Genomic DNA, 25,284 nt, shown 5'->3' on the forward strand with positions numbered 1-25,284 from the left:
ACGCCCACTCTGTCGCCGAGGAGGTGGAGAACGTTGCACCCGTCGCCCGTGTGGGGTGACCGGACACGTCTCCAGCACCGCATCGACGTGTTTACACGCCCGGCATACAACGCCGCGGAACCCGTCGGTGGCGGAAACCTCGGCGCTCCTCGGGCGTAATTCCGCATCCCTAACCTGAGCCGGCTGGCCGACTCCCGGCCACAGGGACAACGAGGAGTAACCGTGCGGGTACCGCCCTCCACGCGTTGGCGCCGTCTGGCGCTGCTGCCGCTGATCGCGGCCTTGATCTCACCGGTGGCGGGGGTGACGGCGGCCTCCCAGGCGGCCGCGCCGATCGCCCCGGTCGCCGCCGCCCCCGGCGGCGAGCTGCCGGACCCGATGGGCCGGGGCGGCTACACCCCGGCTGTCATCCAGGAGAGCAAGCTCGGGCTGGCCTCGCTCCAGGAGCCGAACTCCGCCGGCAACGCGCCGACCGCCGGCTCCGCGCAGGCGCCGGAGCAGCTGGAGATCCGCGGACAGCTGTACTACCCGGCCGACCGCGCGGAGCCCTCGCCGGTGCTGGTGCTCGTGCACGGCAACCACGGATCGTGCGACGCGGGCCAGAACTCCACCACCGCGACCTGCTCGGCGTACAAGCGCAACGAGGCCGGCTACGCCTACCTCGCGGAGAACCTCGCCACCTGGGGCTACACGACCTTCTCGGTCTCGCAGGACCAGATGATGATGCGCCAGGACACCGCCAAGGGGAAGGGCATGCACCAGCGCCGTCTCCTCATCGCCGCCACGCTCGACGCTCTCAGCGCGGCCAACGCCGCGGGCGGGCTACCCGTCGACGAGCACACCACGATCGGCACGACCCTCGTCGGCAAGCTCGACCTGACGCGGATCGGCCTCATGGGCCACTCGCGCGGTGGTGACGGCGTCACCAGCTTCATCGACTACAACCGGATCCGCACCGACGGGCCGCGCTACCCCCTGCGCGGCGTGATCTCGCTGGCGCCGGTCGACTACGAGCGCAAGGCGCCGTACGGCGTGCCCTACATGACGATCCTGCCGTTCTGCGACGGCGACGTCTCCAACCTGCAGGGCGCCCGCTTCTACGAGCGCAGCCAGTACATCAACGGTGACGACCCGTTCCCGCGCATCCAGTCCTCCCAGCTCGGTGCGATCCACAACTGGTACAACTCCGTCTGGTACGCCGACGGTGACGCGGACGGGACGAACAACAACGACGCGGCGTGCGGCAACAGCGCGCCGTTCTCCGCCACCAACGTCCACCCGAACAACATCCGCCTCAGCGGTGCGGCCGACCCCGCGGTGCCGGCCAAGAACTACGTCAAGGACAACAGCGCCACCTACGACCCGCTGGTCAACACCAAGATCTCCGGCGACCCGGCGCGGATGGGCGACCAGGAGAAGATCGGGCTGGCCACCATGTCGGCCTTCTTCCGGCGCTACGTCGGCGGCGAGGGTGCGTTCGACCCCTACCTGACCGGTGAGCTCTCCGACACCGACTCCCACCTGCAGCTCCCGGCCACGGCCTGCCCGACGAGCACGTCCGGCACCCGGATCCCCTGCAAGGAGTACGTGTCCACCAGCTACTTCCCCGGGGCCGACGAGCGCGTCGACGTGATCCGTCCGGAGGTCGCGAACCCGCTCGGGCTCAACGCCCTGGGCGGGACCCTGAGCGGCAGCGGATTCGCCTACCCCTACCTCGACAACGGCGCGGTCGCCCTGCCGAAGAAGACGGCCGGCGGCTACGACTGGTGCAACCCCGAGCCCGACCACTTCGCGCCCGCGCAGCTGGGTCTCGGCACGCAGCCCACCGGCGCCAAGGCGTGCCCGCTGCCGGGCAAGGCCGAGCTCGGCGGCCAGAACGCCATCCGCGAGAACGCCCCGGTCAACCACTCCTACGGTCGCCAGCTGGCGCTCGCCTGGGAGCCGGGCCAGGACGCGCGGCTCACCGCCGACATCCCCGCCGCGTCGCAGGACGTCAGCGGGCTCAAGGCGCTGACGATGGGTGCGGACGTCAACTTCTTCGACCTGCGCAACCCCGGCGCCGACAACCGCGGCGACAACACCCGCACCGGCACGTCGCCGGACTTCGCGTGGCCCAACGAGAAGCCGACGTCGTACGACACCACGTCGACGACGCAGGACTTCGTCATCGCACTCACCGACACCGCCGGCCACGAGGCCACGGTCAAGGCCGGGGACGAGCGCTGGGGCAACGCCCTGCACATGTCGACGGGCACCAACACCGCCAACACGCACATCGTGCTGGACCAGATCCGGGTCCCGCTCAGCGAGTTCGCCGCCCAGGGCGTCGACCTCACCAAGGTGGACGAGGTCGAGCTGCGCTTCGGCGAGGAGGGGACCCCGCAGTCGGGCTCCATCCAGCTGGCCGACCTGCGCTTCCAGGAGGCGGCGGTCGACGAGCCGCTCGTGCTCTCCGACGGCACGGCGGTCGACCAGGGCGCCGGTCACGGCGCGCCGGCGACCGGCCCGGACCCGGCCGCGTTCCTCACGGCCTACGACAACACCCCGGGCAACGTGAAGCTCAACGACACCGTGGGCGACCCGTTCTCCGCCACCTCCTGGGTGGTCGACGACGACAAGGCCCAGTGCCCGACCGCGAGCTTCGGCTCGATCCAGGAAGCGGTGGACTTCGCCGCCCCCTGGGACACCGTCGTGGTGTGCGAGGGACGCTACGAGGAGTCCTCGACCCCGGTCTTCGGCCCCGGAAACCCTGTGGCCACGGGCGCGATGAACGGCCTCACGATCACCAAGCCCCTGAAGATCAAGGGCGCCGGCGCCGACAAGGTCACGATCCTGCCCGACCAGTCCCTCGACTCGCTGGCCGGCGTCACGCCGTACCTGCGTGACGGGGGCGGCAACGTCATCACGGTGTCGCGGCAGTCGCTGGGCTCGACCGACACCAACGAGCTGTTCGTCGACATCTCGGGTGTGACGGTGACCGCCGGCAGCACCTACGCCGAGGCCGGCATCGGCTACTTCAACGCGGCCGGCCGGGTCTCGGAGAGCGTGGTCGGCCCGATGCGGGTCGCGACGTCGGCCGACGAGCTCGAGGAGAGCCCGCACGGCTGGGGCATCGTCAAGACCGGCACGATCCTGGGCTCCGGTCCGGGGACGGTCGAGACCGAGCTGACCGTCACCGACAGCGTCGTCACCGGCTACCAGTCGGGCGGCATCCTGTTCGACGGTGCCCGCGGCAAGGACGGCGGCGCGGACAACGTGGTCCGGACCGGCATCGAGCAGCACGGCTACGTCGCCGACACGGTCGTCAAGGGCAAGGCCAACGGCCTGTTCCCGCAGACCGGGATCGAGTACACCAGCGGGTCGGACGGGTTCGTGAGGAACAGCCGCGTCACCGGCAACTACTTCAGGCCCGCCCCCGCCCAGTCGTTCGGCATCCTGCTGCGCGACGCGGGCTCGGTCACCGCGACCGGCGACATCATCACCGGCAACGGGTTCGCCGCCTACAACGCGAACGCCGACGGGACGGCGGTCCGCGAGGGCGCGCCGTTCGCGCTGCAGGCGAGCTTCGTGGGCCAGGGCAACCCGGTCCCGGGTGGACCGGCCGACCCCTCCGCCGGCACCGAGGCCGTCTCGGGGCCCGACACCACCTCGGCGGCGACCGTCACCACCCCCGGGCGTCTCTCGACGCCGCCGGGGAGCGTGCCGACCACGGCCGGAGAGGTGACCGACGAGGAGGCGGTGGCCTCCCTCGTCGACCCGCTGGGTGGCTCGCAGGTCAAGGTCGGGGAGACGGTGTTCCCCCTGGTCCGGGCCGCGGACGACTTCGCGGTGCGCTCGGCGGCGCTGCTGGTCGACGGTGAGCAGGTGGCGGTGGCCGACACGGCGCCGTACTCCTTCACCTGGACGCCGGGCACGGCGGACGCCGGGAAGGAGATCACCTTCACGACGGTCGTCACCGACTCCTCGGGCCAGGAGACCACCTCCGAGGGGCTCACCATCGAGGTGGCCACGAAGGAGGTGCCGCCGGTCCGCCCGACGCTGGCGCTGGGCGCGGTGACGAAGGACAAGAAGAAGGGCACCGCCACGGTGCGCGTGAGCGTCAACACGGCCGGCGCCGTCGCCTTGTCCGGCCCGAAGGTCATCGGTGTGCTGCGTCGGACCGCCGGGGCGGGCACGTTCGCCGTGCCCGTGCGGCTCAAGCCGGCGGCGCGCAAGGTGCTCAACACCCGAGGCCGCTACCGGACCACCGTCACGGTGGTGTTCCGCGCGGCGTCGGGCGGGGCCGTGACCCGCAAGAAGGTCGTGCTGCTGATCAAGAAGTAGCGCGACGCAGGTCCGAGAGTGCTGCGGGGGAGGGGTCCGACAGGGCCCCTCCCCTGCGGCGTCCGCGGGGTCCCTAGGCTTCGCCCGACCGCCCCCGACCAGGAGATCCCCGTGGCCATCAAGGTGAAGAGGCGCCGGTCCCCGGACGCGCCGAAGACGAGGTGGTGGGTCGCACTCCTCATGGTCGTGGGCCTGCTCGCCGGCCTGGTGGGGCTGGCCGTCGCCGGCCGCTGGTGGGCCATGACGGTGGCGCCGTGGCTCTACCTCGCCGCGGACGCCGACCACGCGCGGCTGGTGGCGATCCTGGTGACCCTCTGGGCGGTCTTCCCACTGGGGTGCCTGGGAGTCGCTCGAGTCTTCAAGCGCCACGGGCGGGTGGGGGGCTGGGCCGCGGTCGTGGCGCTGTCGCCGGTCGCCCTGTTCCTCTGGGGCACGATGCCTGGCCGCAACAACGGCGGTCGTCTCGCCCGCTCCCTGAACGAGGCGGTCGGCGGTGGCCTCGCCGACACCGGCGAGGTGTTCACGTCCATGGCGCTGGCCGGGCTGCTGGGCAACTTCGCGATCGTGCTGCTCGCGATGTCGATCCTCGGCTCACGCCCATCGTGGTGGCGGCGGTCCGTCGCGGCGGCGGTGCTGGTCGTCGCCTGGTCGGGCATCGGCCTGCTGGTGCTGCAGATCGTCGGTGACACCGAGCCGCGCGGCGCCTGGCTGGATCGGACGGCGGCGCAGGTCGACGGTGGCGACGAGGGGCTCACCGGGGACTTCCCCATCGGCATCGACGCCTCTGTGCTGGAGGTGGTCGACTGCGACACCGCCGCGTCCGCGCTGCGAGTCGCCGGCGACGTGCCCGAGCTCGCCGGCTGTCGCCAGGCGCTGCTGGTGTCGGCGACAGGCCGCTACGACGAGGGCGGGCAGCGGAGGTCGTCGGGGGAGCTGGTGGCCGTCGTCCTCCAGACCCGGACCGAGGGCCAGCTCGAGGACCTCGACGAGGCGCTGGACGGCGTCGAGCTGGTCGAGGGTGCGGGACTGCCGCAGGCGCCGGGGGCGACGCTGGCCACGGAGGCCACGCGCGCGCTGTCGCTGGTGGTGGCCGCCGAGGACACCGGGGACATCCCGCTCCCGTCCGAGGGGGCCGGGCTGCGCCCGCTCACCCGCGCCCTGGCGTACGTCGTCATCGGGACGGCGACGGGCTTCTACCTGGCTCCGCCGGACGAGCCGCCGGCGTCGCCGTCGCCGTCGTCGTGAGCGGACGGGTCAGCGGAAGGTGACCCCGCCGCAGCTGCAGTCGAACTGGGAGACCGACAGGCCGCCGTCGTCGTAGTCCACGGTGCTGAGCATCCATTGGTGCTCGTGTCCGCGGACGTCGACGGCGGCGGCCATCGCCTGGTCAGGCACGTGTCGCTCCGGGCTCAGATCTCGGTGCGGCGCTCGCTGACGGTCTGGCTGCCGTCGGGGTGGACGGTGGTGGCGGTGCTGCGGGCGCGGCGTCCGCTGTTCATCGTGACGGCCGAGAGGATGATGACGCCGAGTCCCACCAGCGCACAGATCCAGCCCACCATCTGCAGGTCGACCTCGTTGATGCTGTCCTGGACGGCCAGCGCCAGGACGAGTCCCACGACGAGGAGAAAAGCTCCGAGTCCGTATCCCATGTCGAGCTCCCTTGCTCCGTGGTCCCTTCCGTGGGACCAACCCCGGCCGGATACCCGGTCGCCCGTCCAGTGAAACATCGATAGAGGCCTCTGACCAGGCAAGATGCGGGTCGGCGCGCCGCCGGTGGACTAGCCCACCGGCGGGAGGTCGTCCAGGCACAGGGCGAGCAACCGGCCCGGGCGGCGCTCGGTGAAGACCTCCCAGCCCTCCTCGAAGGACACCTGGAGCAGCCGTCCGTGCCGGCGGACGAGCGCGGAGCGGGGCTGGACGTCGGCGTCGAAGTCGACCTCGACGCAGTCGTGGCGGTCCATGGCGCGCAGCAGGGCGCCGGTGGGCCGGCGCGCCTCCACCGTGCTCGCCGGCGGCTGCCCCGCAGGCCCCTCCGGGCCGGTGCCCCCGACGAGACCGAAGCCGAGCGCGACGACGGCGACCAGCACGACGGACTTGACCACGGTCAGCGCGACGGCGTGGCGTGGGGGCGGTCTGCGTCCCATGTCGGCACCTCCCGCCGCTCGCTCTGCAGTCCAACGAGGGATCCGAGGCGGGGTCACGGGGGTCACGGACCGACGCCGACCCGCCGTCGCTGCCGTCGTAGGCGAGGATGAGGCATGACCTGGTTCGCCTCACCCGCCGATGCCGCCGAGCGACTGACCGCGTCGGGCTACCTCGCCGACGCGGCCACCGCCACCACCACCTTCCTCGCCGGCGCTCTCGAGAAGCCGATGCTCATCGAGGGGCCCGCCGGCGTGGGGAAGACCGAGCTGGCCAAGGCCGTGGCGCGGGCGACGGGCGCCGAGCTGGTGCGGCTGCAGTGCTACGAGGGGCTCGACGAGGCGCGCGCGCTCTACGAGTGGAACTACAAGAAGCAGCTGCTGCGCATCCAGGCCTCGTCGGGCGACCAGGAGTGGTCGGCCACCCACGACGACATCTTCACCGAGGAGTTCCTGCTCACGCGGCCGCTGCTCACGGCGATCCGCCGCGAGGAGCCGACCGTCCTGCTCATCGACGAGGTCGACAAGACCGACGTGGAGGTCGAGGGGCTGCTGCTCGAGGTGCTCTCGGACTTCCAGGTGACGATCCCCGAGCTCGGCACGGTCGCCGCCGTACGTCGCCCGCTGGTCTTCCTGACCTCCAACGCGACCCGCGAGCTCTCCGAGGCCGTCAAGCGGCGCTGTCTCTACCTGCACCTGGACTACCCCGACGCCGAGCGGGAGCGCGAGATCGTCGCCTCGCAGGTGCCCGGGCTGGACGACAAGGTCGCCGGGCAGCTGGTCGCGACCGTCGGTCGGCTGCGCGAGCTGGAGCTGAAGAAGGCGCCGTCGATCGCGGAGTCCGTCGACTGGGCACGCACGCTGATCGCCCTCGAGATCCGCGACCTGGACGACAAGGCCGTCAACGACACCCTCGGCGTCGTGCTCAAGCACGCCTCCGACCACGACCGGGCGATCCGCGAGCTCCGGCTGAAGCGATGACTCCCGGCACCGGTCCGGCGCCGGCCGCCTCGGGGCTGGTCGACCGCCACATCGCCTTCCTCGAGGCGCTACGAGGGGCCGGCCTGCCCGTCTCGCTGGCGGAGGACCTGGACGCGATCGCGGCGCTCACCGCGCTGGACTGGTCCGAGCGCGTCGTCATCCGCGACGCCTACGCCGCCACGCTGGTCAAGCGGCAGGTGCAGCGCCCGACGTTCGAGGCGCTGTTCGACATCTACTTCCCGCGCCTCGTCGGCGCGGGCGCGGCGCCGAGCGACGAGGACGCGGCGGGGGAGGGGCCGGGCGCGCGCGACAACGCCCAGGCGCTCGCGTCGTTCCGCGAGGACCTCGTCGAGGCGCTCACCGCCGATGACGAGCAGCGGCTGCTACGGCTGGCCGCCGAGATGGTCGGGCGCTTCGGCGCCATGCCGGGGCGTGGCCCGGGCCTGTCGTCCTGGTCGGCGTACACCGCGATGCAGCGGGTCGCGCCGCAGGAGCTCCTCGACCGGATCATGGCGGCGCTGCTCGCCGAGGGCCGCACCGAGGAGGAGGCGCAGCGCACCTCGGGCCGCCGCATCGGCGCGTTCACGCGTCGCGTCGAGGACGACGCCCGGCGCCGGATCGCGGAGGAGAAGGGCCCCGACCACGTGGCCACCGTGGCGATCAAGCCCAGCATCGACCGGCTCGACTTCACCGCGGCCCGCAAGTCCGACCTCGAGGAGATGCGCCGGGAGATCTACCCGCTCGCGCGCCGGCTCGCGACGCGGCTGACCCAGGAGCACCACGCGCGCCGACGCGGGCCGCTGGACTTCCGGCGTACGGTCCGGGCCTCGATGTCCACCGGCGGGGTCCCCCTGGTCACCCACCACAAGCCCAAGCGGCCGCACCGCACCGAGCTCGTCGTCCTGTGCGACGTCAGCGGCTCGGTCGCCAACTTCGCGCAGTTCACGCTGCTGCTGGTCTTCGCCCTGCAGGACCAGTTCCAGAAGGTGCGTGCGTTCACCTTCATCGACCACGTCCACGAGGTCACCCACCACTTCCGGCCCGGCGCCGACGTCGTGGACGTGATGGCCGACCTCGCGGCGAGCACCTCGCACGCCGCCCTGTGGGGCCGCACCAACTACGGCCGGGCGCTCGCGAAGTTCGAGGAGTCGCACCCCGATGCCCTGGGTCCCAAGTCGTCGCTGCTGATCCTGGGCGACGCCCGCTCCAACTACAGCGACCTCCACGCCGACGTGCTGCAGCGCCTCGCCGACTCCACCCGGCACGCCTGGTGGCTCAACCCCGAGGCGCGGCGGCACTGGGGGACCGGCGACTCCGCGGCGCCGACGTACGGCGAGATCGTGCCGATGGTCGAGTGCCGCAACCTCACCCAGCTCGCCGAGTTCGTGCACGACCTCGCGATCTGATCGAGGCCCTAGCCCGCGAGGTAGCCGAGCGACTGGATGCGGGAGATCTCGGCGCGGAGCTCGGGGTGCGTGGCGGTGTCGGCCGCGCGGCCGCCGGTGACGTAGATGCTCTCGCCGTTGCGCCCGGCGCTGTCGAAGACCACCGTGAGCCGGTTGCTCGCGCCCGCGCTCATGAGCGAGCCGAGCACGGCGACCGGGTCGGAGCGGTCCTCCAACGACAGCACGCGGGTGCCGTCGGGGATCCGCGGCACGTGGGCCGACGGCGCCCCGGCGGTGACGACCTGGTCGATCACGAACGCCGTCGAGGGCAGCCCGGCGGCGACCTCGGCGGCCGTCACCCCGCCCTGGGCGGACCCGACCAGCATGACGTGGGCGGCGGTGTCGCCCTCCACGGCGGACTCGATGGCCTGCAGCACCTGCGCGGCGTACTCCGTGCGGTCGCCGCCGACCAGCCGCAGCCGGCGCCCGTCGCCGGTCGAGGGGCCGGGGAGGTAGGCGATGTAGCGGCCCTCGGTGACCTTGTGGACGACCACACTGGTGGCGGCGTGCTCGAGCGCGGACATCAGGTCGGCCAGCGTGCGGGGAGCCGCCGCGTCGGCGACGAGCGGCTCGGCCGTCGGCGTGGCCTCGACGAGGCCGCCGGCGGTGTCGCGGAGCGCGGCCCCGAAGTCGGCCGCCAGGGTCGGCACGCCCATGGCCCGCAGCCCGCCTCGGCCGGCGAGGCGGCCCTCCTCGCCCGACAACACGCCGGAGGTGAGCAGCGAGCGCATCTGGAGGCCGTCCAGCAGCCCGCCGCCGCCGCTGGTGACGTGCTCCATGAGCTCGGGGTTCTTCTCCGCCAGCTCGTTGAGGTACGCCGCCACGCCGTCGCGGTCGAGCGCGTCGGTCTCGATCAGGCCGGCCGACACGATCGCGCCGCCGAGCGCCACCTCGGGCGCGAGGTAGCCGATCGCGCGCCCGGCGATGGAGCCGAGGGTCTGGTAGGCCGCGACCTGCAGCTCGTCGATCCAGCGGTAGGTCAGCACGGTCGCGCGCAGGACCAGGGCGTCGGCGTCGAGCTCGATGGAGCGGGTCAGCAGGCCGCGGGTGCCGGTGGTCGCCGTGCGGATGTCCTCCTCCGCCTGGGCGTGCGTCGCGGGCGAGAGCTCGGCGGACGCCACGAGCTCGGGGTCGTCGACGATGTCGGAGCCGAGCCTGGCGCGCTCCCGCATCTCCTCGCCGGCCGAGTCGAAGTGGTCGGCCAGGCGCATCATGCGGTCGTACTTGTCGGCCAGGTCGAGGGCCTCGGCCTGCGTGGTCGGGACCTCGCGCTCCTCCCGGGCGGCGGCGGCCGTGACCGACTCCTGGCTTGTCTCGTCGTCGTTCATCGGGACACCTCCGCGAGGACCGGGGCCAGGTGGGGGGCGAGGTCGGCCGCGTCGACGCGCTGGACGCGCACGCGCAGGACCTCGTGCTCCAGGTGGGGACACAGGGCGCGCCAGCCGTCGGCCAGCAGCACCCACGAGACCACCCCCACCACGGTGGTGGACTCGGTCGAGACGTCGGCGACCATGCCGCGCAGGCGCCCCTGGGTCTCGCCGACCAGCGCGGTCAGGATCGCCACCAGCTCGGACTCGCCCAGCGCGCGGCCGGCCGCGTCGCGGGCGGCCTGCGAGTGCTGGGAGGCGAGGACGGGCAGCAGGTCGTTGCGCGAGGCCGCGGCCGCCTCGACGGCGGCGTCGACCAGCTCGTAGGGAAGGTCGACCTCGTCGGGCACGACGGAGTCGCGCAGCGCGAGGTCCTCGGGGACCACGGCGACCCGGGCGAGCTCGGAGGGCCAGTGGGCGGTGGGGAACCACGCCAGCTCGAAGACGATCCCGTCGACGGTGGCCAGGGTCGCCACCGCGTCACCGGCCTGCCGGTGCCAGGACTTGGCCTGCACGGAGTCGGCGGTGACGTCGAGGTCCAGCGCCAGGGTCGGGGTGGCCAGCAGGCCCACGGCGCCGACGAGGCCCTCGTCGACCACGCCACCGACCATCAGCCCGCGCCGGCCCAGCGAGTCGGAGCCCTCGTGCAGCGTGGCCACCGCGTCGGCGTACGCCTGGTCCTCGGAGGTCCCGCGCGTCTGGCCGAGGCGGCCCTCCAGGGGCGGCGCCTCGGGCGGGGCGGCGAGGTCGAACGGCAGCGGTGCGCCGCCGGCGTGCTCGGCGACCAGGCGCAGCTCGGCCAGCGTCAGCGTGGCCCGGCGGGGGAGGGCCTCGAGAGTCCCGACCGGCGGGGGCGGAGGCGTGCTGAGGTCGATGGTGGTCATGTGGTCCTCGAGTCGTCGCGGAGTCCGGGCAGCTCGACGGTCAGCCAGTCCCGGTGGCCCGGGGGCGGCAGGGTGACGGCGGCCAGGGCGAGGTCGTCGGCGTCGGCCACGCGGCGTACGGCGGCGTCGGCCTCCTCGTTGGCGGCCTCGACCTGGGCCACCCGGGTGCGGGCGTCGGCGACGAGCGAGGCCGCGGTGCGCTCCCGCTCGGCGATCGCGTCCTGCAGCGTGGTGACGTCCTGGGCGTGCCGGTCCAGCGAGTCGGCGGCGGTGTCGTGGGCGCCGGCGACCGCCCGCAGGTGGCCGGCCCGCTCCTGCACGCGCAGCCGCATGCTCTCGGCCGCCCGGCCGGTCCAGCCGAGGCTCTCGGTCTGCGCGACCAGCTGGTCGGCCAGCATCCGCACGTCGACGGCCTGCTCCCGCAGCTGGTCGGCGCGCCTGCGCAGCACGTCGGTGTCGCCGTACATCGTCACGCCCTCCGCCTGGCTCCGCCTGGTTGGTGCTCTGCCTGTTCGTGTCGTTCTGCGCTTTCCCTCGTTGAACTCTCCCGAAACGCTTCTGCGCGCCCGATCATGGTGTCGCCCGTCACGAAGGAGTCCCCATGCTGCGCTCCGCACCCGCTCGCGCGCTGGTCCTCGCGCTGGTCCTCACGCTGGGCGCCGCCCTCGGGCCGCTGTCCGCGCCCGCCGAGGCCGCGGCGGCCGTCGCCGCCGAGCCGCGACCCGCGGCGGTGTCCAAGCACGTGCGGCGCGTCGTGTTCGTCGGCAACAACTGGGAGGGCACGGCGGACGTGCTCGACCCGAGGACCTTCCGCCGGGTCGCCCGGATCGACGTCGTGCCCGACTACGCCGCCCGCATGCAGGAGATCGCGACCAACCCCTACCGGCTCGCCTACTTCCTGGCCATCCGCGAGCTCATCGGCGAGGGCAACGACCAGCTCGTCGACGACATGTACTCCTCACGCGACGGCCGCCTCGTCGTGGTCTCGCGCCCGTCCTTCGGTGACGTGGTCGCGATCAGCCTGCGCACGAAGAGGATCGTCTGGCGCTTCGCCGTCGCCGGGGTGCGCTCGGACCACATGGCGATCTCACCGGACGGCCGGCGCGTCGTGGTGAGCGCGTCCACGGGCAACGTCGTGCACGTGCTGCGCGTGGCGGACGGCAAGGAGGTGGGCCGCTTCCCCTCGGGCGGCTCCCCCCACGAGAGCGTCTTCATCGACGGCGGCCGCCGCATCCTGCACGCCAGCATCGGCATGGTCTACAGCCCGCTCGACGACCCGGCGCTCGACGCCACGAAGGACGACCGGGTGCTGCAGGTCGTCGACGCCACGACGTTCAAGGTCGTGCGCCGCTACGACCTGCGCAAGGCGCTCGACGCGCGCGGCCTGGACCAGGTCAGCACGGCGGTCCGCCCGATGACGCTCTCGCCGAACGAGAGGAAGATCTACCTGCAGCTGTCCTTCTTCCACGGCTTCGTCCAGCTGGACCGCCGTACGGGCCGGATCACCCGCGTACGCCGCCTGCCCAACCTGGTCCCGAACACCCCGCGCGAGCAGTACCTGCTCGACTCCGCCCACCACGGCATCGCCATGGACCCGACGGGCAAACGGCTGTGCGTGGCCGGCACGATGTCGGACTACGCGACGGTCGTGGACCCGCGCACGGGCCGGCACAGCCGTCTCATCAAGCGCGGCCTCAAGCCCTACTGGGTGACCCCGAGCTGGGACGGGCGCTACTGCTACATCTCCTGGTCCGGCTCCGACACGGTCTCCCGGATCAGCTACCGCACCGCCCGCGTCGTCAGCACCACCAAGGTCGGCGACCACCCCCAGCGCGTGCGCAACGGCGTCGTCCGCCGTGGCCTCCTCGCCCGCCTCGGCCACGCCACCTCGTCGGCCCCCACCCGCACCTCTCCCCTCTCCGCCTGGGAGCGCCCTGCGGGCGGATGAGCGCGCCGCCGGGATAGTCCCTCACGTCCGAGTGCTTTGAGAGACCTCCTACCCACGAATTTGTGAGGGACTATCCCGACGAGGCGAGCTAGGTCCAGTCGCGGCGGAGGCGGTCGAGGGCCTGCTCGATGTCGGTGCGGGGGCCGGCGAAGCTGAGCCGGACGTAGTGGTGACCCTCAGTCGTGTCGAAGTCGACGCCGGTGGCGAGCGCGACGCCGGTGCGGGCCAGGAGGTCGTGGGTGAAGGTCATCGAGTCCTGGGTGAGGTGGCCGACGTCGGCGTAGACGTAGAACGCGCCGTCGGCCGGCGCGAGCCGGGTGACGCCGAGGCCGGGGAGGGCGTCCAGGAGCAGCCGGCGGTTCTCCGCGTAGCGGCGCACGTGGCCGTCGAGCTCGGCGTACGTCGCGTCGTCGAAGGCCGCCAGGCAGGCGCGCTGGGCGATCACCGGCGGGCAGATCGTGAAGTTGCCGGTGAGGACGTCGACCGCGCGCCGCAGCCGCTCGGGCACCAGCATCCACCCGATCCGCCAGCCGGTCATCGAGAAGTACTTGGAGAAGCTCGAGAACACCACCGCCTCGCGGCTGGTCTCCCACGCCGAGCGCGCGAGCGTCTCGCCGCCGTCGAGGCCGGCGTACTCGATGCCGTGGTAGATCTCGTCGGAGATCAGCTGGACGGCGTTGTCGTCGCACCACCGCGCGATCGCCGCGAGCTCGGCGGGCAGGAGCATGGTCCCGGTCGGGTTGGCGGGGCTGGCGACCACGACCCCCTTGAGCGGCGTGCGCTCGTGGGCCTCGGCGAGCCGGGCCACCGTCGGCTGGAAGCGGGTCCCGGGACCGGTCGCGATCTCCACGACCTCGCAGCCCAGGGCGCTGAGGACGTTGCGGTAGCAGGGGTATCCCGGCCGCGCCATCGCCACGCGGTCGCCGACCTCGAACGCCGCCAGGAACGCCAGCAGGAAGCCACCGCTCGAGCCCGTGGTCACCACGACGTCGTCGGCGGTGACCTCGATGCCGTGCGTGCGGCGGTGGTGACCCGCGATCGCCTCGCGCAGCTCGAGGATCCCGGTCGCCGGCGTGTAGCCGAGCGGGTCGCCGCTGCCCAGCAGCCGCACCGCCTCGTCGCGCACCGGCGCCGGCGCCCCGCTGCTCGGCTGCCCGGCGAGGAGGTTGAGCACGTCGCCGTGCGTGCGCTGGCGCCGCGCGGAGGCCTCCAGCAGGTCCATCACGTGGAACGGCGGCACGTTGGCGCGCTGCGCCACCAGGAGGCGGTCGGTCACGGAGGTGAGGCTAACCCCCCGTGGGTTGAGGAAGGCGCGCTGGCGCCTGTCTCGAAACCCCCGGAGGTGTCCCCGACGCCGCGTTCGTCTCACCGGGTTTCGAGACGGTTGCTGCGCAACCTCCTCAACCGCCGGAGGCGGCGCGACGGGCGGCGGCCACACCAGCCCGTCGACCGAAGAACGACCCCTCGCCGAGCTGGGTGCCGGAGCAGTAGCCCTTGCCGTCCTGGGCGAGGTTGGAGGCGCAGGCGCCGGCGGCGTACAGGCCCGGGACGACCGAGCCGTCGGGGCGCTGGGCCTCCCCGTCGACGGTGACCCGGATGCCGCCGAGGGTGAAGCCGGCGTAGAGGGCGTGGCCCAGGCGCACGTCGAAGACCGCCCACGGGCCGACCGACTGCGGCGCCAGCCAGTCGGGCGCCTTGTGGAAGTCGGGGTCCTCGCCGCGCGCGGCGTGCTCGTTGTAGCGGTCGAGCGTCTCCTGCAGCGTCGTCTCCGCGACACCGAGGGAGGTGGCCATCTCCGCGACCGTCTCGAACCCGTCGAGGAGCGGGACGAGCGGCATCTTGGGGTACTCCACGTGCTCGCTGTCGACGATGAGGTACGCCGCCGAGCCGGTCTGCTCCATCACGAACTGCGACGTGCGCGAGTGGTAGCTGTCCTCGGCCACGAAGCGCCGACCCTCCTGGTTGACCAGCAGGCCCTTCACGAGCACCGACGGCGGGTAGAGCGGCGCGGTGATGAACGGCTCGTCCATGTGCTTGAGCTCGGCGCCGACCGACTGGCCCAGCCGGATGCCGAGCCCGTCGTCGTAGGTCGAGCCGAGCGTGAAGAGCTTGGACCCGAGGGCCGGGGTGTGCTCTGCGACCATGTCGGGGTTCATCACGAAGCCGCCCGCGGCGATGACGACCGCGGCGGCTGCGACGAAGCCGGTCTCGTCGAAGGAGCGCCAGGCGACCCCGGCGACCGCGCCGGCGTCGTCGACCACCAGGTTGGTCGCGCCGGTCTCGTAGCGCACGGTGACGCCCGCCTCCGCGACCCGGTCGCGAAGCAGGTCCATGACGATCCGGGTGCCCTCGGTGTCGCCGGGCACCGGGACCTTGTGGCCACGTGGAGCCGGGCGCGCCTGCTCGCGGAATGGCCAGACCTTCTCGTTGCCGGTGAACATCAGCCCCTGCGTCCCGGGCTGGATCACCGCCTTCTCGGGGTAGAAGCTGCGCTCGAACTCGAAGCCCAGCGCCTCCAGCCAGTCGAAGTGCTCGACCGAGCCGTCGCAGTAGGCCCGGATCTTGTCCGGCTCGGGGTCCTTCGACACGGCGAGCAGGTAGTCGTACATCGCCTCGACCGAGTCCTCCTGGCCGGTCGCCTGCTGCACCGCGGTGCCCCCGCCGAGGTAGAAGTGGCCGCCGGACATCGACGACGTGCCGCCGTGCACGGCCGCCCGCTCGAGCAGCAGCACGGAGGCACCGGCGCGGGCCGCCTCCAGCGCCGCGCAGCCACCGGCGATCCCGAAGCCGACCACCACGACGTCGTACGACGCGACGTCGGCGGGCAGGTCGCCCGCAGGCAGGACGTCGGGGACGGCGGTGCCCTTGGTGCTCATGGAGCAAAGGTAGAACATGTTCCAGTTTCACGCGACGGCGACCGGTCCGGGCGAGGGGCGCCGCACCGATAGACTGCGTCTCCGCCGCCCCGCCAAAGCAGGACGAGGTGACATGAGCTTCGACGTCCACCAGCTCGACACGTTCCTGCTGCTGGGCTCGGGCGTCACGTTGCTGGCCGTCCTCGCGGTGCGGCTCTCCTCGCGCGCCGGCCTGCCCAGCCTGCTGATCTACCTGCTCATGGGCGTCCTGCTGGGCGAGCAGGGCCTCGGCATCGATTTCGAGGACGCCGAGCTCGCCCACGCACTCGGCTTCGCCGCGCTGGTCCTGATCCTGGCCGAGGGCGGGCTCACGACCAGCTGGCGCGAGATCAAGCCGTCGATGCGCATCGGCGTCTCCCTGGCCTCGATCGGGGTCGCGGTGTCGGTCGGCGTCGTCGCCCTCGGCTCGCACTACCTGCTCGGGCTGTCCTGGGAGACCGCGGTGCTGCTCGGCGCGGTGACGTCCGCGACCGACGCCGCCGCAGTGTTCTCGGTGCTGCGCACGGTGCCGCTGCCACGGCGGCTGACCGGCTCGCTGGAGGCGGAGTCCGGGCTGAACGACGCTCCCACCGTCGTCCTGGTGGTGCTGGTGTCGACGGGCGCGGCCGCCGACGAGGGCATCTGGCGGATGCTCCTGGAGATCCTCTTCGAGCTGTCCGGCGGCGTGCTGCTGGGGCTCGCCGTGGGCTTCGGCGGCGCCTGGGTCATGCGGCGCGCGGCGCTGCCCTCGTCGGGTCTCTACCCGATCGCGGTCATCTGCCTCACGATGCTCGCCTACGCCGGTGGCGCCGCCGTGCACGTCTCCGGATTCGCCGCGGTCTACGTCGCCGCGCTGGTGCTCGGCAACTCCGAGCTCCCGCACCGCGGGGTGACGCGCTCGTTCTCGGAGGGGATCGCCTGGGTGGCCCAGATCGGGCTGTTCGTCATGCTGGGGCTGCTGCTGTCACCCGGCCGCATCTCGCTGGAGACGGTGGGCCTGGCCGTGGCCGCCGGCCTGATCCTCACCTTCGTCGCCCGCCCGCTCTCGGTGCTCGCGAGTGCGGTGGTGCAACCGATGCCGTGGCGGGACCTGGGCTTCCTGTCCTGGGCGGGCCTGCGCGGCGCGGTGCCCATCGTCTTCACCACGATCCCGCTGTCGGAGGGCGTCGCCGACGCCGAGCAGCTCTTCGACATCGTCTTCGTGATGGTCGTGATCTACACCCTGCTCACCGGACCGACCCTGCCGCTGGTGGCGCGGGTGCTCCGCGTGGCCCGGCGGTCGGAGCCCCGCGACCTCGAGCTCGAGGCGGCACCGCTCGACCGGGTCGCGGCCGACCTGCTGCAGATCACGATCAGCCCGGCGTCGCTCATGCACGGCGTCGAGGTGGGCGAGCTGCGACTGCCGCCCGGGGCCTCGGTGTCACTCATCATCCGCGAGGGCGAGGCCAAGGTCCCCGAGCGCCGCTCGGTCCTGCGCCACGGCGACGAGGTGCTCGTCGTGACCCCGCGCAAGCTGCGCGAGCGCACCGAGGAGCGCCTGCGCCAGGTCAGCCGGGGCGGCCGCCTGGCCCAGTGGCTCGACGAGCCGGACGTCCGGGACTAGGTCGTCGGCCGGGTCACCGGGTTTCGAGACGGTTGCTGCGCAACCTCCTCAACCCCCGGGACGGACGAAGCTACTCGACCACGCCTGTGTCGGCGTCGGCCTCGGCGGGCGGGCTGCAGATCTCGCTGTCCTGGTCGGACTGGACGGCCTTGCGGCCCTGGGCGAGCTCGACGAAGTCGTCGCCGACGATGACGTTGACCCCGGGCAGGCCGCTCTCGGTGCGGACGACCTTGGCGCGCTTGCCGAGGTAGCTCTTGACCAGGCGCACGGCCGGGTTGTCGGGGTCGTCGGTCCAGATCTCGGCGAAGGGGACGTCGGTGCCGTCGGGGGCGTTGCTGATGCCGCCCTGCCCGAAGCCGCCCTCGGTGAAGAGCTGCATGGTGCGCCCGGCCAGGCCCTCGCGGGTGCCGGCGTTCGCGACGCTCACCGTGACCTGGTCGGGGTAGACCTTGGTCTCGGCGGGGATGTCGGTGGGCCGGCAGACCGGCACCTCCTCGGAGGTGGTGAACGGCTCGGTGACCGCCCCCCAGCCCCAGGCGACGCCCAGCAGCAGCAGGAGCGCGAGCACCCCGAGGGTGATCGCGGTGCGGAAGCGCGCGAGCGCGAAGGCGGGCATCTCAGCCTTCCAGACGGTGGACGCGGGCGTGCAGGACGTTGCGCTGCTGGAGGGCCGCGCGCAGGGCGCGGTGCAGCCCGTCCTCCAGGTAGTACTCCTCGTGCCACTCCACGACGTGCGCGAACAGGTCGCCGTAGAACGTGGAGTCCTCGTCGAGCAGCGTGGCGAGCTGGAGGGTGTCCTTCGTGGTGACCAGCTCGTCGAGGCGCACCTGGCGCGGTGGCACGGCCGCCCACGCGCGGGTCGAGAGGCCGTGCTCGGGGTACGGCCTCCCGTCGCCCACGCGTTTGAAGATCACGCCGCGACTATAAACGGCGCCGAGCCACGCCCTAGATTGGCGGCATGACGCAGACCCCCGAGGACGCCGCCCCGCCGAGTGCCGTCGACGGAGCGGTGGCCCAGGCAGTGGCGCCCGGCTACGCGTTCGAGGGGGCCGTGCTCGAGCTGGGAGGGCTCATGCTGGACGCCGAGACGCTCTCGGACGTCCGGATCCGGATCCCGCTCGCCATGGTCAACCGCCACGGCCTGGTGGCCGGCGCCACCGGCACCGGCAAGACCAAGACGCTCCAGCTGCTCGCCGAGCAGCTGAGCGCCCAGGGGGTGCCGGTCTTCGCCGCCGACATCAAGGGCGACCTGTCCGGGCTCGCGACCCCCGGTGCGCCCGGGGACAAGATCACCGCCCGGGCCGCCTCCGTGGGGCAGCAGTGGCAGGCGACGGGCTTCCCGGTGGAGTACTACGCCCTGGGCGGCGAGGGCACGGGCATCCCGCTGCGCGTGACGATGAGTGCCTTCGGGCCCACGCTGCTGAGCAAAGTGCTGGGCCTCAACGACACCCAGGAGTCGAGCCTCGGGCTGGTCTTCCACTACGCCGACCGGGCCGGGCTGCCCCTGCTCGACCTCGCGGACCTGCGCGCCGTCGTCGGCCACCTCACCAGCGACGAGGGCAAGGCCGACCTCAAGGACCTCGGCGGGCTGTCCTCCTCGACGGCCGGGGTGATCCTGCGCGAGCTGATCTCGTTCCAGGACCAGGGCGCCGATGCGTTCTTCGGGGAGCCGGAGTTCGAGTCGGCCGACCTGCTCCAGGTGGCGGCCGACGGCCGGGGGCTGATCTCGCTGGTCGAGCTGCCGAACCTGCAGGACCGGCCCGCGGTCTTCTCGACGTTCCTGATGTGGCTGCTGGCCGACCTCTTCCACGACCTGCCGGAGGTCGGCGACATCGACAAGCCCAAGCTCGTCTTCTTCTTCGACGAGGCCCACCTGCTCTTCGCCGACGCCTCGAAGGACTTCCTGCAGCAGGTCGCCCAGACGGTCCGGCTGATCCGGTCCAAGGGCGTCGGGGTCTTCTTCGTGACCCAGAGTCCCACCGACGTGCCCGACGAGGTGCTGGCCCAGCTCGGCTCGCGCGTCCAGCACCAGCTGCGCGCCCACACGCCCAACGACGCCAAGGCGCTCAAGGCGACCGTCAACACCTACCCCACCAGCGCCTACGACGACCTGGGCGGCGTGATCACGAGCCTCGGCATCGGCGAGGCGGTCGTGACCGTGATGAACGAGCGCGGCGCCCCGACGCCGGTCGCCTGGACCCGGCTGCGAGCGCCGGAGTCGCTCATGGGTCCCAGCGACCCCGCCGCCATGCAGGCCGCGGTCGCGGCCAGCCCCCGCCACGCCAAGTACGCCGAGGCGGTCGACCGCGAGTCGGCCCGCGAGAAGCTCGCCGTCCGGCTCGAGGAGGGAGCGCGCAAGCGCGAGGCCGAGCAGGAGGCCGCCGCGGCGGCCAAGGCCCAGCAGGCCGAGGAGAAGACCCAGCAGAGGGCGGGCCGGTCGACCCGCCCGCGCCCCGACGCACCCGCCCGGACCTCACGCCGTACCTCTCAGCAGGAGGAGGGCGGCCTGGTCCGGGACGTGGTGCAGTCGGGTGCGTTCAAGGACTTCATGCGCACGGCCGCCCGCGAGATCGCCCGTGGCATGTTCAAGACCGGCCGGCGCTAGCCCCGGAGATCAAGCCGGGACGGGAGTACGAGCGCCAGCGAGCACTCCCAAGGGAGCGACGAAGTCGCTCCCCCTTCACCGGAAGTACGAGCGCTAGCGAGTACTTCCAATGAAGCGACGAAGTCGCTTCACGCGGTCCAGCGGACGGCGTCGTCGACCAGGTCGGCCAGGGCGTGGACGCCGCGCAGGTCCTCGCGCTCGCCCATCAGGGCGGTCAGGCCGCGTGCGTGACGCAGCTTGAAGGCGTCGCGGCGCTCGCGGGCGGCATCGGTCTCTTCGGCGGTGACGATGTTGTCTGCCATCGGGGGTCTCCCTCTGTCTCTCGGTGCTGCGGGTGGTGAGACCACTGTGGCTGCGCAAGATGCCCGGGAGGTTGACCCCGAGTTACAACGAGGTCTCATGAGCCCCGCGGCGACGTGATCCGGCTTACATTGCTCGCTGTGACCGACTACGAGGACATCTGCCAGCTCAAGTACCGCTACCTGCGCACGCTCGACACGAAGGACTGGGAAGCCTTCGAGGCCTGCTTCCAGCCCGACGCCACGGGCGACTACAACGGCCTGGTCTTCGACGACCGGGCGGCGCTGGTCTCCTACATGAAGGAGAACCTCGGCGAGGGCATGATCACCATGCACCAGGTGCACCACCCCGAGATCACCGTCGAGGGCGACGAGGCCACGGCGCGCTGGTACCTCGAGGACCGCGTCATCGTCGAGGCCTTCCGCTTCATGCTCGAGGGCGCGGCCTTCTACTCCGATCGCTACGTGCGTACGCCGGAGGGCTGGCGGGTCGCGCACACCGGCTACCGCCGTACCTTCGAGCTCTCCTACAACCTCGACGACCTGCCCAGCCTCAAGATCAACGGCCCGGGCGTGCACACCCACACCTGAGCGGTAGTCCCTGACGTTCGTGTCATCAAGAGCGCCCTCAGACGACACGAACGTCAGGGACTACCTCGAGGGCTGACTCAGAGGGTGGGGTCGGTCCAGGCGGTCTGGATGACCTCGGTGCCGCGGTCGCGGGTGATGAGGCGTCCGCGGCCGGCGGGCAGCGGGATCGGGCGCAGGTTGCCGAGCAGGGGACCCTCGTCGGGGCTGCCGGAGAGCAGCAGTCCCGGCATGGCGAGGTCGCGCATCGACTGGATGACCGGCTCGTAGAGCGCGCGCGACGCGCCACCGGAGCGGCGGGCCACGACGACGTGCAGCCCGACGTCGCGCGCCTGCGCGAGCAGCGGCTGGAGCAGCGCGACCGGCGAGGTCTGCTGGGTCGCGACGAGGTCGTAGTCGTCGACCACCACGAACACCTCGGCCCCGGTCCACCAGGTCCGGTTGCGCAGCTGCTCGGGCGTCACGTCCGGGCCCGGGATGCGGCTCTCGAGGTACGTCGCCAGGTCCTTGATCGCCGGCGTGGCCTGCGTCGCGGACGTGAGGTAGTTGAGCAGGTAGTCCTCGGGCACCTCGCCCAGCAGCGAGCGCCGGTAGTCGACCACGACGAGCTGCGCCTGCTTGGCCGAGCGCGTCCGCATCACCTCGTGGATGTAGGTGCGCAGGATCGAGCTCTTGCCGGACTGCCCGTCGCCGAAGATCAGCAGGTGCGGCTCGGCGTCCGGGTCGAGGGCGACCGGGGCCAGCTCCTTCTCGTTGATGCCGAGCACGAGGCGCAGGTCCTCGGTGCCGTCGCGCTCCTCGTCGGCCACGGGGCCTGCGGCCACGCCGGCGAGCTCACGCAGCTGCGCCAGCTCGATGCGCTCGGGCAGCAGCCGCAGCTTGGGTCCGGCCGGGCCGCGCCAGGCGGTGGCGACGCGGCTGATCAGCTCGTCGACGCCGTCGCCCAACGACGCGGCGTCCGGGTCGCCGTCGATGCGCGGGAGTGCGCCGAGGAAGTGCAGCTTGCTCTGCACCAGGCCGCGTCCGGGCCGGCCGGTCGGGACCAGCTGGGCGATCTTGCGGTCGATCTCGGAGTCGAGCGCGTCACCCAGGCGCAGCTCCAGCCGGGTGCCGAACAGGTCGCGCATCGCGGCGCGGAAGTCGGCCCACCGCGCGGCGCCGGTGACGATGTGGAGCCCGAACGTCAGGCCGCGCGAGGCGAGCTGCTGGATCTCCAGCTCGAGGTCGTCGAAGTCCGAGCGCAGCGTGCTCCAGCCGTCGATCACCAGGAAGACGTCGCCGTAGCCGTCGTCGACGCGGCCCTGCGCGCGGCGGGTCCGGTAGGTCTCGATCGAGTCGATGCCGTTGGCGCGGAAGTAGGCCTCGCGCCGGTCCACCACGCCCGAGACCTCCGCCATGATCCGGCGTACGACGTCGGGCTCCGAGCGCGTGCCCACGCCCGAGACGTGGGGCAGCCGGGTCAGCGGCGCGAACGTGCCGCCGCCGAAGTCGAGCACGAAGAACTGCGACTCCTGCGGCGTGGTGGTCAGCGCCATGCTGGTGACGATGGTGCGCAGCATCGTGCTCTTGCCGCTGCGCGGGCCGCCCACGACGGCCACGTGCCCCGAGGCGCCGCTCAGGTTGATGGTCAGGGTGTCGCGGCGCTGCTCGCGCGGGCGGTCCACCGTGCCGAGCGGGACGACCAGCCCGCCGAGGGCGCGCCACTGCTGCGAGACGAGGCCCAGCTCGGGGTCCTCGCCGAGGTCGCTCATCAGCTCGTCGAGGGTGTCGGGGACGTCGAGCGGCGGCAGCCAGACCTGGTGCGCCGCCGGGCCGTGGCCGACCATGTGCTCGACGGCCAGGTCGAGCAGCGTCTCCTGGCTGTCCGGCTCGACCTCGGGCTGGACCTCCGGCTCGGGCTCGTTGACCTCGAGCTTGTGCACCTCGGAGATCGTGAACGGCAAGATGCCTTGGAGGTGCCCGCCCTCGTCGCGCCGGACCCGCACGCGCCCGGTGGCCGGCGGCCCCGAGACGTACGCCGCCTTGAACCGCGTCATCGAGGTCGGGTCGGGCTTGAGGAAGCCCAGGCCCGGCACGGCCGGCAGCTCGTAGGCGTCGGGCACGCCCAGCACCGCCCGCGACTCCTGGGCGCTGAAGGTGCGCAGACCGACGCGGTAGGACAGGTGCGACTCCAGCCCGCGCAGCCGGCCCTCCTCCAGGCGCTGCGAGGCGAGCAGCAGGTGCAGGCCGAGCGAGCGGCCGAGGCGACCGATGGCGACGAACAGGTCGATGAACTCCGGCTTGGCCGACAGCATCTCGGAGAACTCGTCGACGACGAGGAACAGCGACGGCATCGGGTCCAGCTCCTCGCCGGCGACCCGTGCCTTCTCGTAGTCGCGGATCGAGGCGTAGTTGCCTGCGTCGCGCAGCAGCTCCTGGCGGCGCACCATCTCCCCGGACAGGGCGTCCTGCATGCGGTCGACGAGCGTGAGCTCGTTGGCGAGGTTGGTGATGACGGCCGAGACGTGAGGCATCTCGGACATGCCCGCGAAGGTGGCGCCACCCTTGAAGTCGACGAGCACCATGTTGAGCTGCTCGGGGGAGTGCGTCATCGCGAGCCCGAGGACGAGCGTGCGCAGGAACTCCGACTTGCCGGAGCCGGTCGCGCCGATCACCAGGCCGTGCGGGCCCATGCCCTGCTGGGCGGACTCCTTGATGTCGAGGTGGACCAGGCCGCCGCCCTCGCCGAGGCCGATCGGCACCCGGAGCCGGTCGCGCGCCGGGCGCGGACGCCAGGCGGCGGCGGGGTCGAAGCGGCGTACGTCGCCCAGGCCCAGCAGGTCCATGAAGTCGGTGGGGCCGGTGATCTCGCCGGTGCTCACCGCCTCCGGGGCGCCGGAGCTCACGGTGTGCATGGGCGTCAGCCGGCGCGCGAACGCCTCGGCGGTGGCGAGGTCGCACTGGTCGCCCTTGGCGCGGATCTCCTCCTCGCGCAGCCGCAGCGCGACCACGGGGACCTTGTTCTCGTCGTCGATCGCCGGGCCGTCGAGCTGGATGCGCAGGCGGCTGGGGTCGTCGAGCTCGCCCCAGCGCGCGGGCAGGTCGAGCACGGTCACACCGTGCAGGCCGTCCGGCGGGATGACGTGGTTGCCCGGCGGGAGCTCGACGCCGTCGGTCACGAGCAGGATGTGGGGCGTGGCCGGCCGCTCGTCGGCGCCGAAGCGCGGACGGTCGCTGAGGTCGGGCGGCAGCAGGTTGGCCAGGTCGGCCAGCGACGTCGTGACCATCCGCATCGGCCCGACGGCGTCGCTCTGCTCGGCGCTGAGGGCGTGCGGCAGCCACTTGATCCAGTCCCAGTGGGCCAGGTGCATCTCCGAGGACAGCACGGCCAGGACCAGGTTGTCGGGGGAGTGGAACGCCGTGGCGGAGCAGATGATGGCGCGCGCGAGGCTGCGCGCCTCCTCCTCGTCGCCGCAGATCTCCACCCGGTCGAAGGCCCGCAGGTCGATCGAGGCCGGCAGGTCCGGCTGGAGCCGGTGGACGACGAGCAGCCGGTGCAGCGCGGAGGCGGCCGCCGGGTCGACCTCGTCGATCGGGGCGCTCTCGGGCGGCACCAGCTCGAGGGCGAGCGGCTGCGCGCAGAGGCCGTAGCGCACGTGCAGGAACTGCGGGTCGCTCGAGACGTGCTCCCAGATGCGGGAGCGCTCCTCGGCCATCGCCGGCAGGGAGGCCGGGTCGGGGTGGTGCCAGGTCAGCGCGCGGCGCTGCTGGTCGGCGGACTCGCGCGCGACCTTGCGGACGTTGCTGAGGTAGCGCAGGTACTCCGTGCGGGAGCCGGTGACCTGCTGCGCGCGCTGCTTCCGCTGACGGTCGACCTGCACGAGGATGAAGCCGACGGTGGCGAAGAGGAACATGCCGGCGGCGATGAAGCGGATGCCGTTGCTGCTGCCGGTCCGCGCGCCCATGGTCGCGACCAGCACGATCGAGCCGAGGCTGCCCAGCATCGGGATGGCGTTCATCATGACGCCGGCGGCGCCCTCGGCGGGCTGGATCTGGGGCGGCGGCTGCAGGACCAGCTGCCCGGTGGGCATCTCCGGCTCGTCCACCCGTGCCCCGCGAAGCGTCGTGCTCACGCTCAACCGTCCCCTTGCCGTCGACCGGTGGTGCCCGAGAGGGCCGGGCACCGCTCTCAGCGGTGGCTTGATGATAGGCGTACGTCAACGATTA

Annotated in this window: 20 protein-coding genes; 8 read left to right on the forward strand and 12 right to left on the reverse strand. The window is 72.5% G+C overall.

Going from position 1 to position 25,284, the window contains the following annotated elements; genetic code table 11:
- Nucleotides 1-222: 222 nt before the first annotated feature.
- Together E4622_RS14770 and E4622_RS14775 are read left to right on the forward strand one after the other, a co-directional pair.
- On the forward strand, nucleotides 223-4,323 hold the full coding sequence (locus E4622_RS14770) for an Ig-like domain-containing protein (RefSeq protein ID WP_209021960.1): 4,101 nt from the start codon (nucleotides 223-225) through the stop codon (nucleotides 4,321-4,323).
- Nucleotides 4,324-4,434: 111 nt separating this feature from the next.
- Entirely contained in the window at nucleotides 4,435-5,568 is a 1,134-nt protein-coding gene (locus tag E4622_RS14775) for a hypothetical protein (RefSeq protein WP_134740990.1), read from the forward strand.
- A 9-nt stretch (nucleotides 5,569-5,577) separates the two neighbouring features.
- Here E4622_RS14775 and E4622_RS22845 read toward each other — a convergent pair whose 3' ends face one another.
- The 3 genes from E4622_RS22845 to E4622_RS14785 form a co-directional block, all read right to left on the reverse strand.
- Nucleotides 5,578-5,718, reverse strand: coding sequence for a hypothetical protein (locus tag E4622_RS22845; RefSeq protein WP_167736099.1), 141 nt, complete (start codon nucleotides 5,716-5,718; stop codon nucleotides 5,578-5,580).
- A 14-nt stretch (nucleotides 5,719-5,732) separates the two neighbouring features.
- The gene (locus E4622_RS14780) at nucleotides 5,733-5,972 is read right to left on the reverse strand and encodes a DUF6458 family protein (protein ID WP_134740991.1); all 240 of its coding nucleotides are present in this window, start codon (nucleotides 5,970-5,972) and stop codon (nucleotides 5,733-5,735) included.
- Between the two features lie 129 nt (nucleotides 5,973-6,101).
- Nucleotides 6,102-6,467 (reverse strand): hypothetical protein, encoded by a 366-nt coding sequence (locus tag E4622_RS14785; RefSeq protein WP_134740992.1) that lies wholly within the window; start codon nucleotides 6,465-6,467, stop codon nucleotides 6,102-6,104.
- A gap of 114 nt (nucleotides 6,468-6,581) precedes the next feature.
- Between E4622_RS14785 and E4622_RS14790 the strand changes: the two genes are divergently transcribed.
- Together E4622_RS14790 and E4622_RS14795 are read left to right on the forward strand one after the other, a co-directional pair.
- The gene (locus E4622_RS14790; protein WP_134740993.1) at nucleotides 6,582-7,445 is read left to right on the forward strand and encodes a MoxR family ATPase; all 864 of its coding nucleotides are present in this window, start codon (nucleotides 6,582-6,584) and stop codon (nucleotides 7,443-7,445) included.
- Nucleotides 7,442-8,851 (forward strand): VWA domain-containing protein, encoded by a 1,410-nt coding sequence (locus tag E4622_RS14795; protein WP_134740994.1) that lies wholly within the window; start codon nucleotides 7,442-7,444, stop codon nucleotides 8,849-8,851. Before E4622_RS14790 ends, E4622_RS14795 begins: the two co-directional genes overlap by 4 nt.
- 8 nt (nucleotides 8,852-8,859) lie before the next feature.
- Here the strand turns inward: E4622_RS14795 and E4622_RS14800 are convergent, their stop codons facing one another.
- From E4622_RS14800 to E4622_RS14810, 3 genes are read right to left on the reverse strand one after another with little or no spacing between them, the layout of a single operon-like run.
- Nucleotides 8,860-10,218: a hypothetical protein gene (locus tag E4622_RS14800; RefSeq protein ID WP_134740995.1), complete on the reverse strand. Its 1,359-nt coding sequence runs from the start codon at nucleotides 10,216-10,218 to the stop codon at nucleotides 8,860-8,862.
- On the reverse strand, nucleotides 10,215-11,141 hold the full coding sequence (locus E4622_RS14805) for a hypothetical protein (protein ID WP_134740996.1): 927 nt from the start codon (nucleotides 11,139-11,141) through the stop codon (nucleotides 10,215-10,217). Before E4622_RS14805 ends, E4622_RS14800 begins: the two co-directional genes overlap by 4 nt.
- The gene (locus E4622_RS14810; protein WP_134740997.1) at nucleotides 11,138-11,614 is read right to left on the reverse strand and encodes a hypothetical protein; all 477 of its coding nucleotides are present in this window, start codon (nucleotides 11,612-11,614) and stop codon (nucleotides 11,138-11,140) included. Before E4622_RS14810 ends, E4622_RS14805 begins: the two co-directional genes overlap by 4 nt.
- Nucleotides 11,615-11,742: 128 nt before the next feature.
- Between E4622_RS14810 and E4622_RS14815 the strand changes: the two genes are divergently transcribed.
- Nucleotides 11,743-13,089, forward strand: coding sequence for a YncE family protein (locus E4622_RS14815; RefSeq protein ID WP_209021961.1), 1,347 nt, complete (start codon nucleotides 11,743-11,745; stop codon nucleotides 13,087-13,089).
- Nucleotides 13,090-13,177: 88 nt separating this feature from the next.
- On the opposite strand, the gene E4622_RS14820 is transcribed toward E4622_RS14815, so the two are convergent.
- Nucleotides 13,178-14,365 (reverse strand): pyridoxal phosphate-dependent aminotransferase, encoded by a 1,188-nt coding sequence (locus E4622_RS14820; RefSeq protein WP_134740998.1) that lies wholly within the window; start codon nucleotides 14,363-14,365, stop codon nucleotides 13,178-13,180.
- Between the two features lie 124 nt (nucleotides 14,366-14,489).
- The gene (locus E4622_RS14825; protein ID WP_134740999.1) at nucleotides 14,490-15,965 is read right to left on the reverse strand and encodes an FAD-binding protein; all 1,476 of its coding nucleotides are present in this window, start codon (nucleotides 15,963-15,965) and stop codon (nucleotides 14,490-14,492) included.
- A gap of 112 nt (nucleotides 15,966-16,077) precedes the next feature.
- Here E4622_RS14825 and E4622_RS14830 point away from each other — a divergent pair, with 112 nt between their 5' ends.
- Nucleotides 16,078-17,586 carry a potassium/proton antiporter gene (locus E4622_RS14830; RefSeq protein WP_134741000.1) on the forward strand — a complete coding sequence of 503 codons (1,509 nt, stop codon included), beginning with the start codon at nucleotides 16,078-16,080 and terminating at the stop codon, nucleotides 17,584-17,586.
- 70 nt (nucleotides 17,587-17,656) lie between these two features.
- On the opposite strand, the gene E4622_RS14835 is transcribed toward E4622_RS14830, so the two are convergent.
- On the reverse strand, nucleotides 17,657-18,202 hold the full coding sequence (locus tag E4622_RS14835; RefSeq protein WP_134741001.1) for a LytR C-terminal domain-containing protein: 546 nt from the start codon (nucleotides 18,200-18,202) through the stop codon (nucleotides 17,657-17,659).
- Between the two features lies 1 nt (nucleotide 18,203).
- A complete protein-coding gene (locus E4622_RS14840; RefSeq protein ID WP_134741002.1) occupies nucleotides 18,204-18,500 on the reverse strand; it encodes a type II toxin-antitoxin system VapB family antitoxin in 297 nt (98 codons plus the stop codon).
- A 44-nt stretch (nucleotides 18,501-18,544) separates the two neighbouring features.
- On the opposite strand from E4622_RS14840, the gene E4622_RS14845 reads away from it, so the two are divergent.
- Nucleotides 18,545-20,191, forward strand: a complete 1,647-nt coding sequence (locus E4622_RS14845) for a helicase HerA-like domain-containing protein (protein WP_134741003.1) — start codon at nucleotides 18,545-18,547, stop codon at nucleotides 20,189-20,191.
- A gap of 128 nt (nucleotides 20,192-20,319) precedes the next feature.
- Here the strand turns inward: E4622_RS14845 and E4622_RS22850 are convergent, their stop codons facing one another.
- Nucleotides 20,320-20,493 (reverse strand): hypothetical protein, encoded by a 174-nt coding sequence (locus E4622_RS22850; protein WP_167736100.1) that lies wholly within the window; start codon nucleotides 20,491-20,493, stop codon nucleotides 20,320-20,322.
- A 138-nt stretch (nucleotides 20,494-20,631) separates the two neighbouring features.
- On the opposite strand from E4622_RS22850, the gene E4622_RS14850 reads away from it, so the two are divergent.
- On the forward strand, nucleotides 20,632-21,081 hold the full coding sequence (locus tag E4622_RS14850) for a nuclear transport factor 2 family protein (protein ID WP_134741004.1): 450 nt from the start codon (nucleotides 20,632-20,634) through the stop codon (nucleotides 21,079-21,081).
- 77 nt (nucleotides 21,082-21,158) lie between these two features.
- Here the strand turns inward: E4622_RS14850 and eccCa are convergent, their stop codons facing one another.
- Entirely contained in the window at nucleotides 21,159-25,190 is a 4,032-nt protein-coding gene (eccCa, locus tag E4622_RS14855; protein WP_245156046.1) for a type VII secretion protein EccCa, read from the reverse strand.
- Between the last annotated feature and the right edge of the window lie 94 nt (nucleotides 25,191-25,284).

It is taken from the genome of Nocardioides sp. 503 (assembly GCF_004522095.1).
GTDB lineage: Bacteria > Actinomycetota > Actinomycetes > Propionibacteriales > Nocardioidaceae > Nocardioides.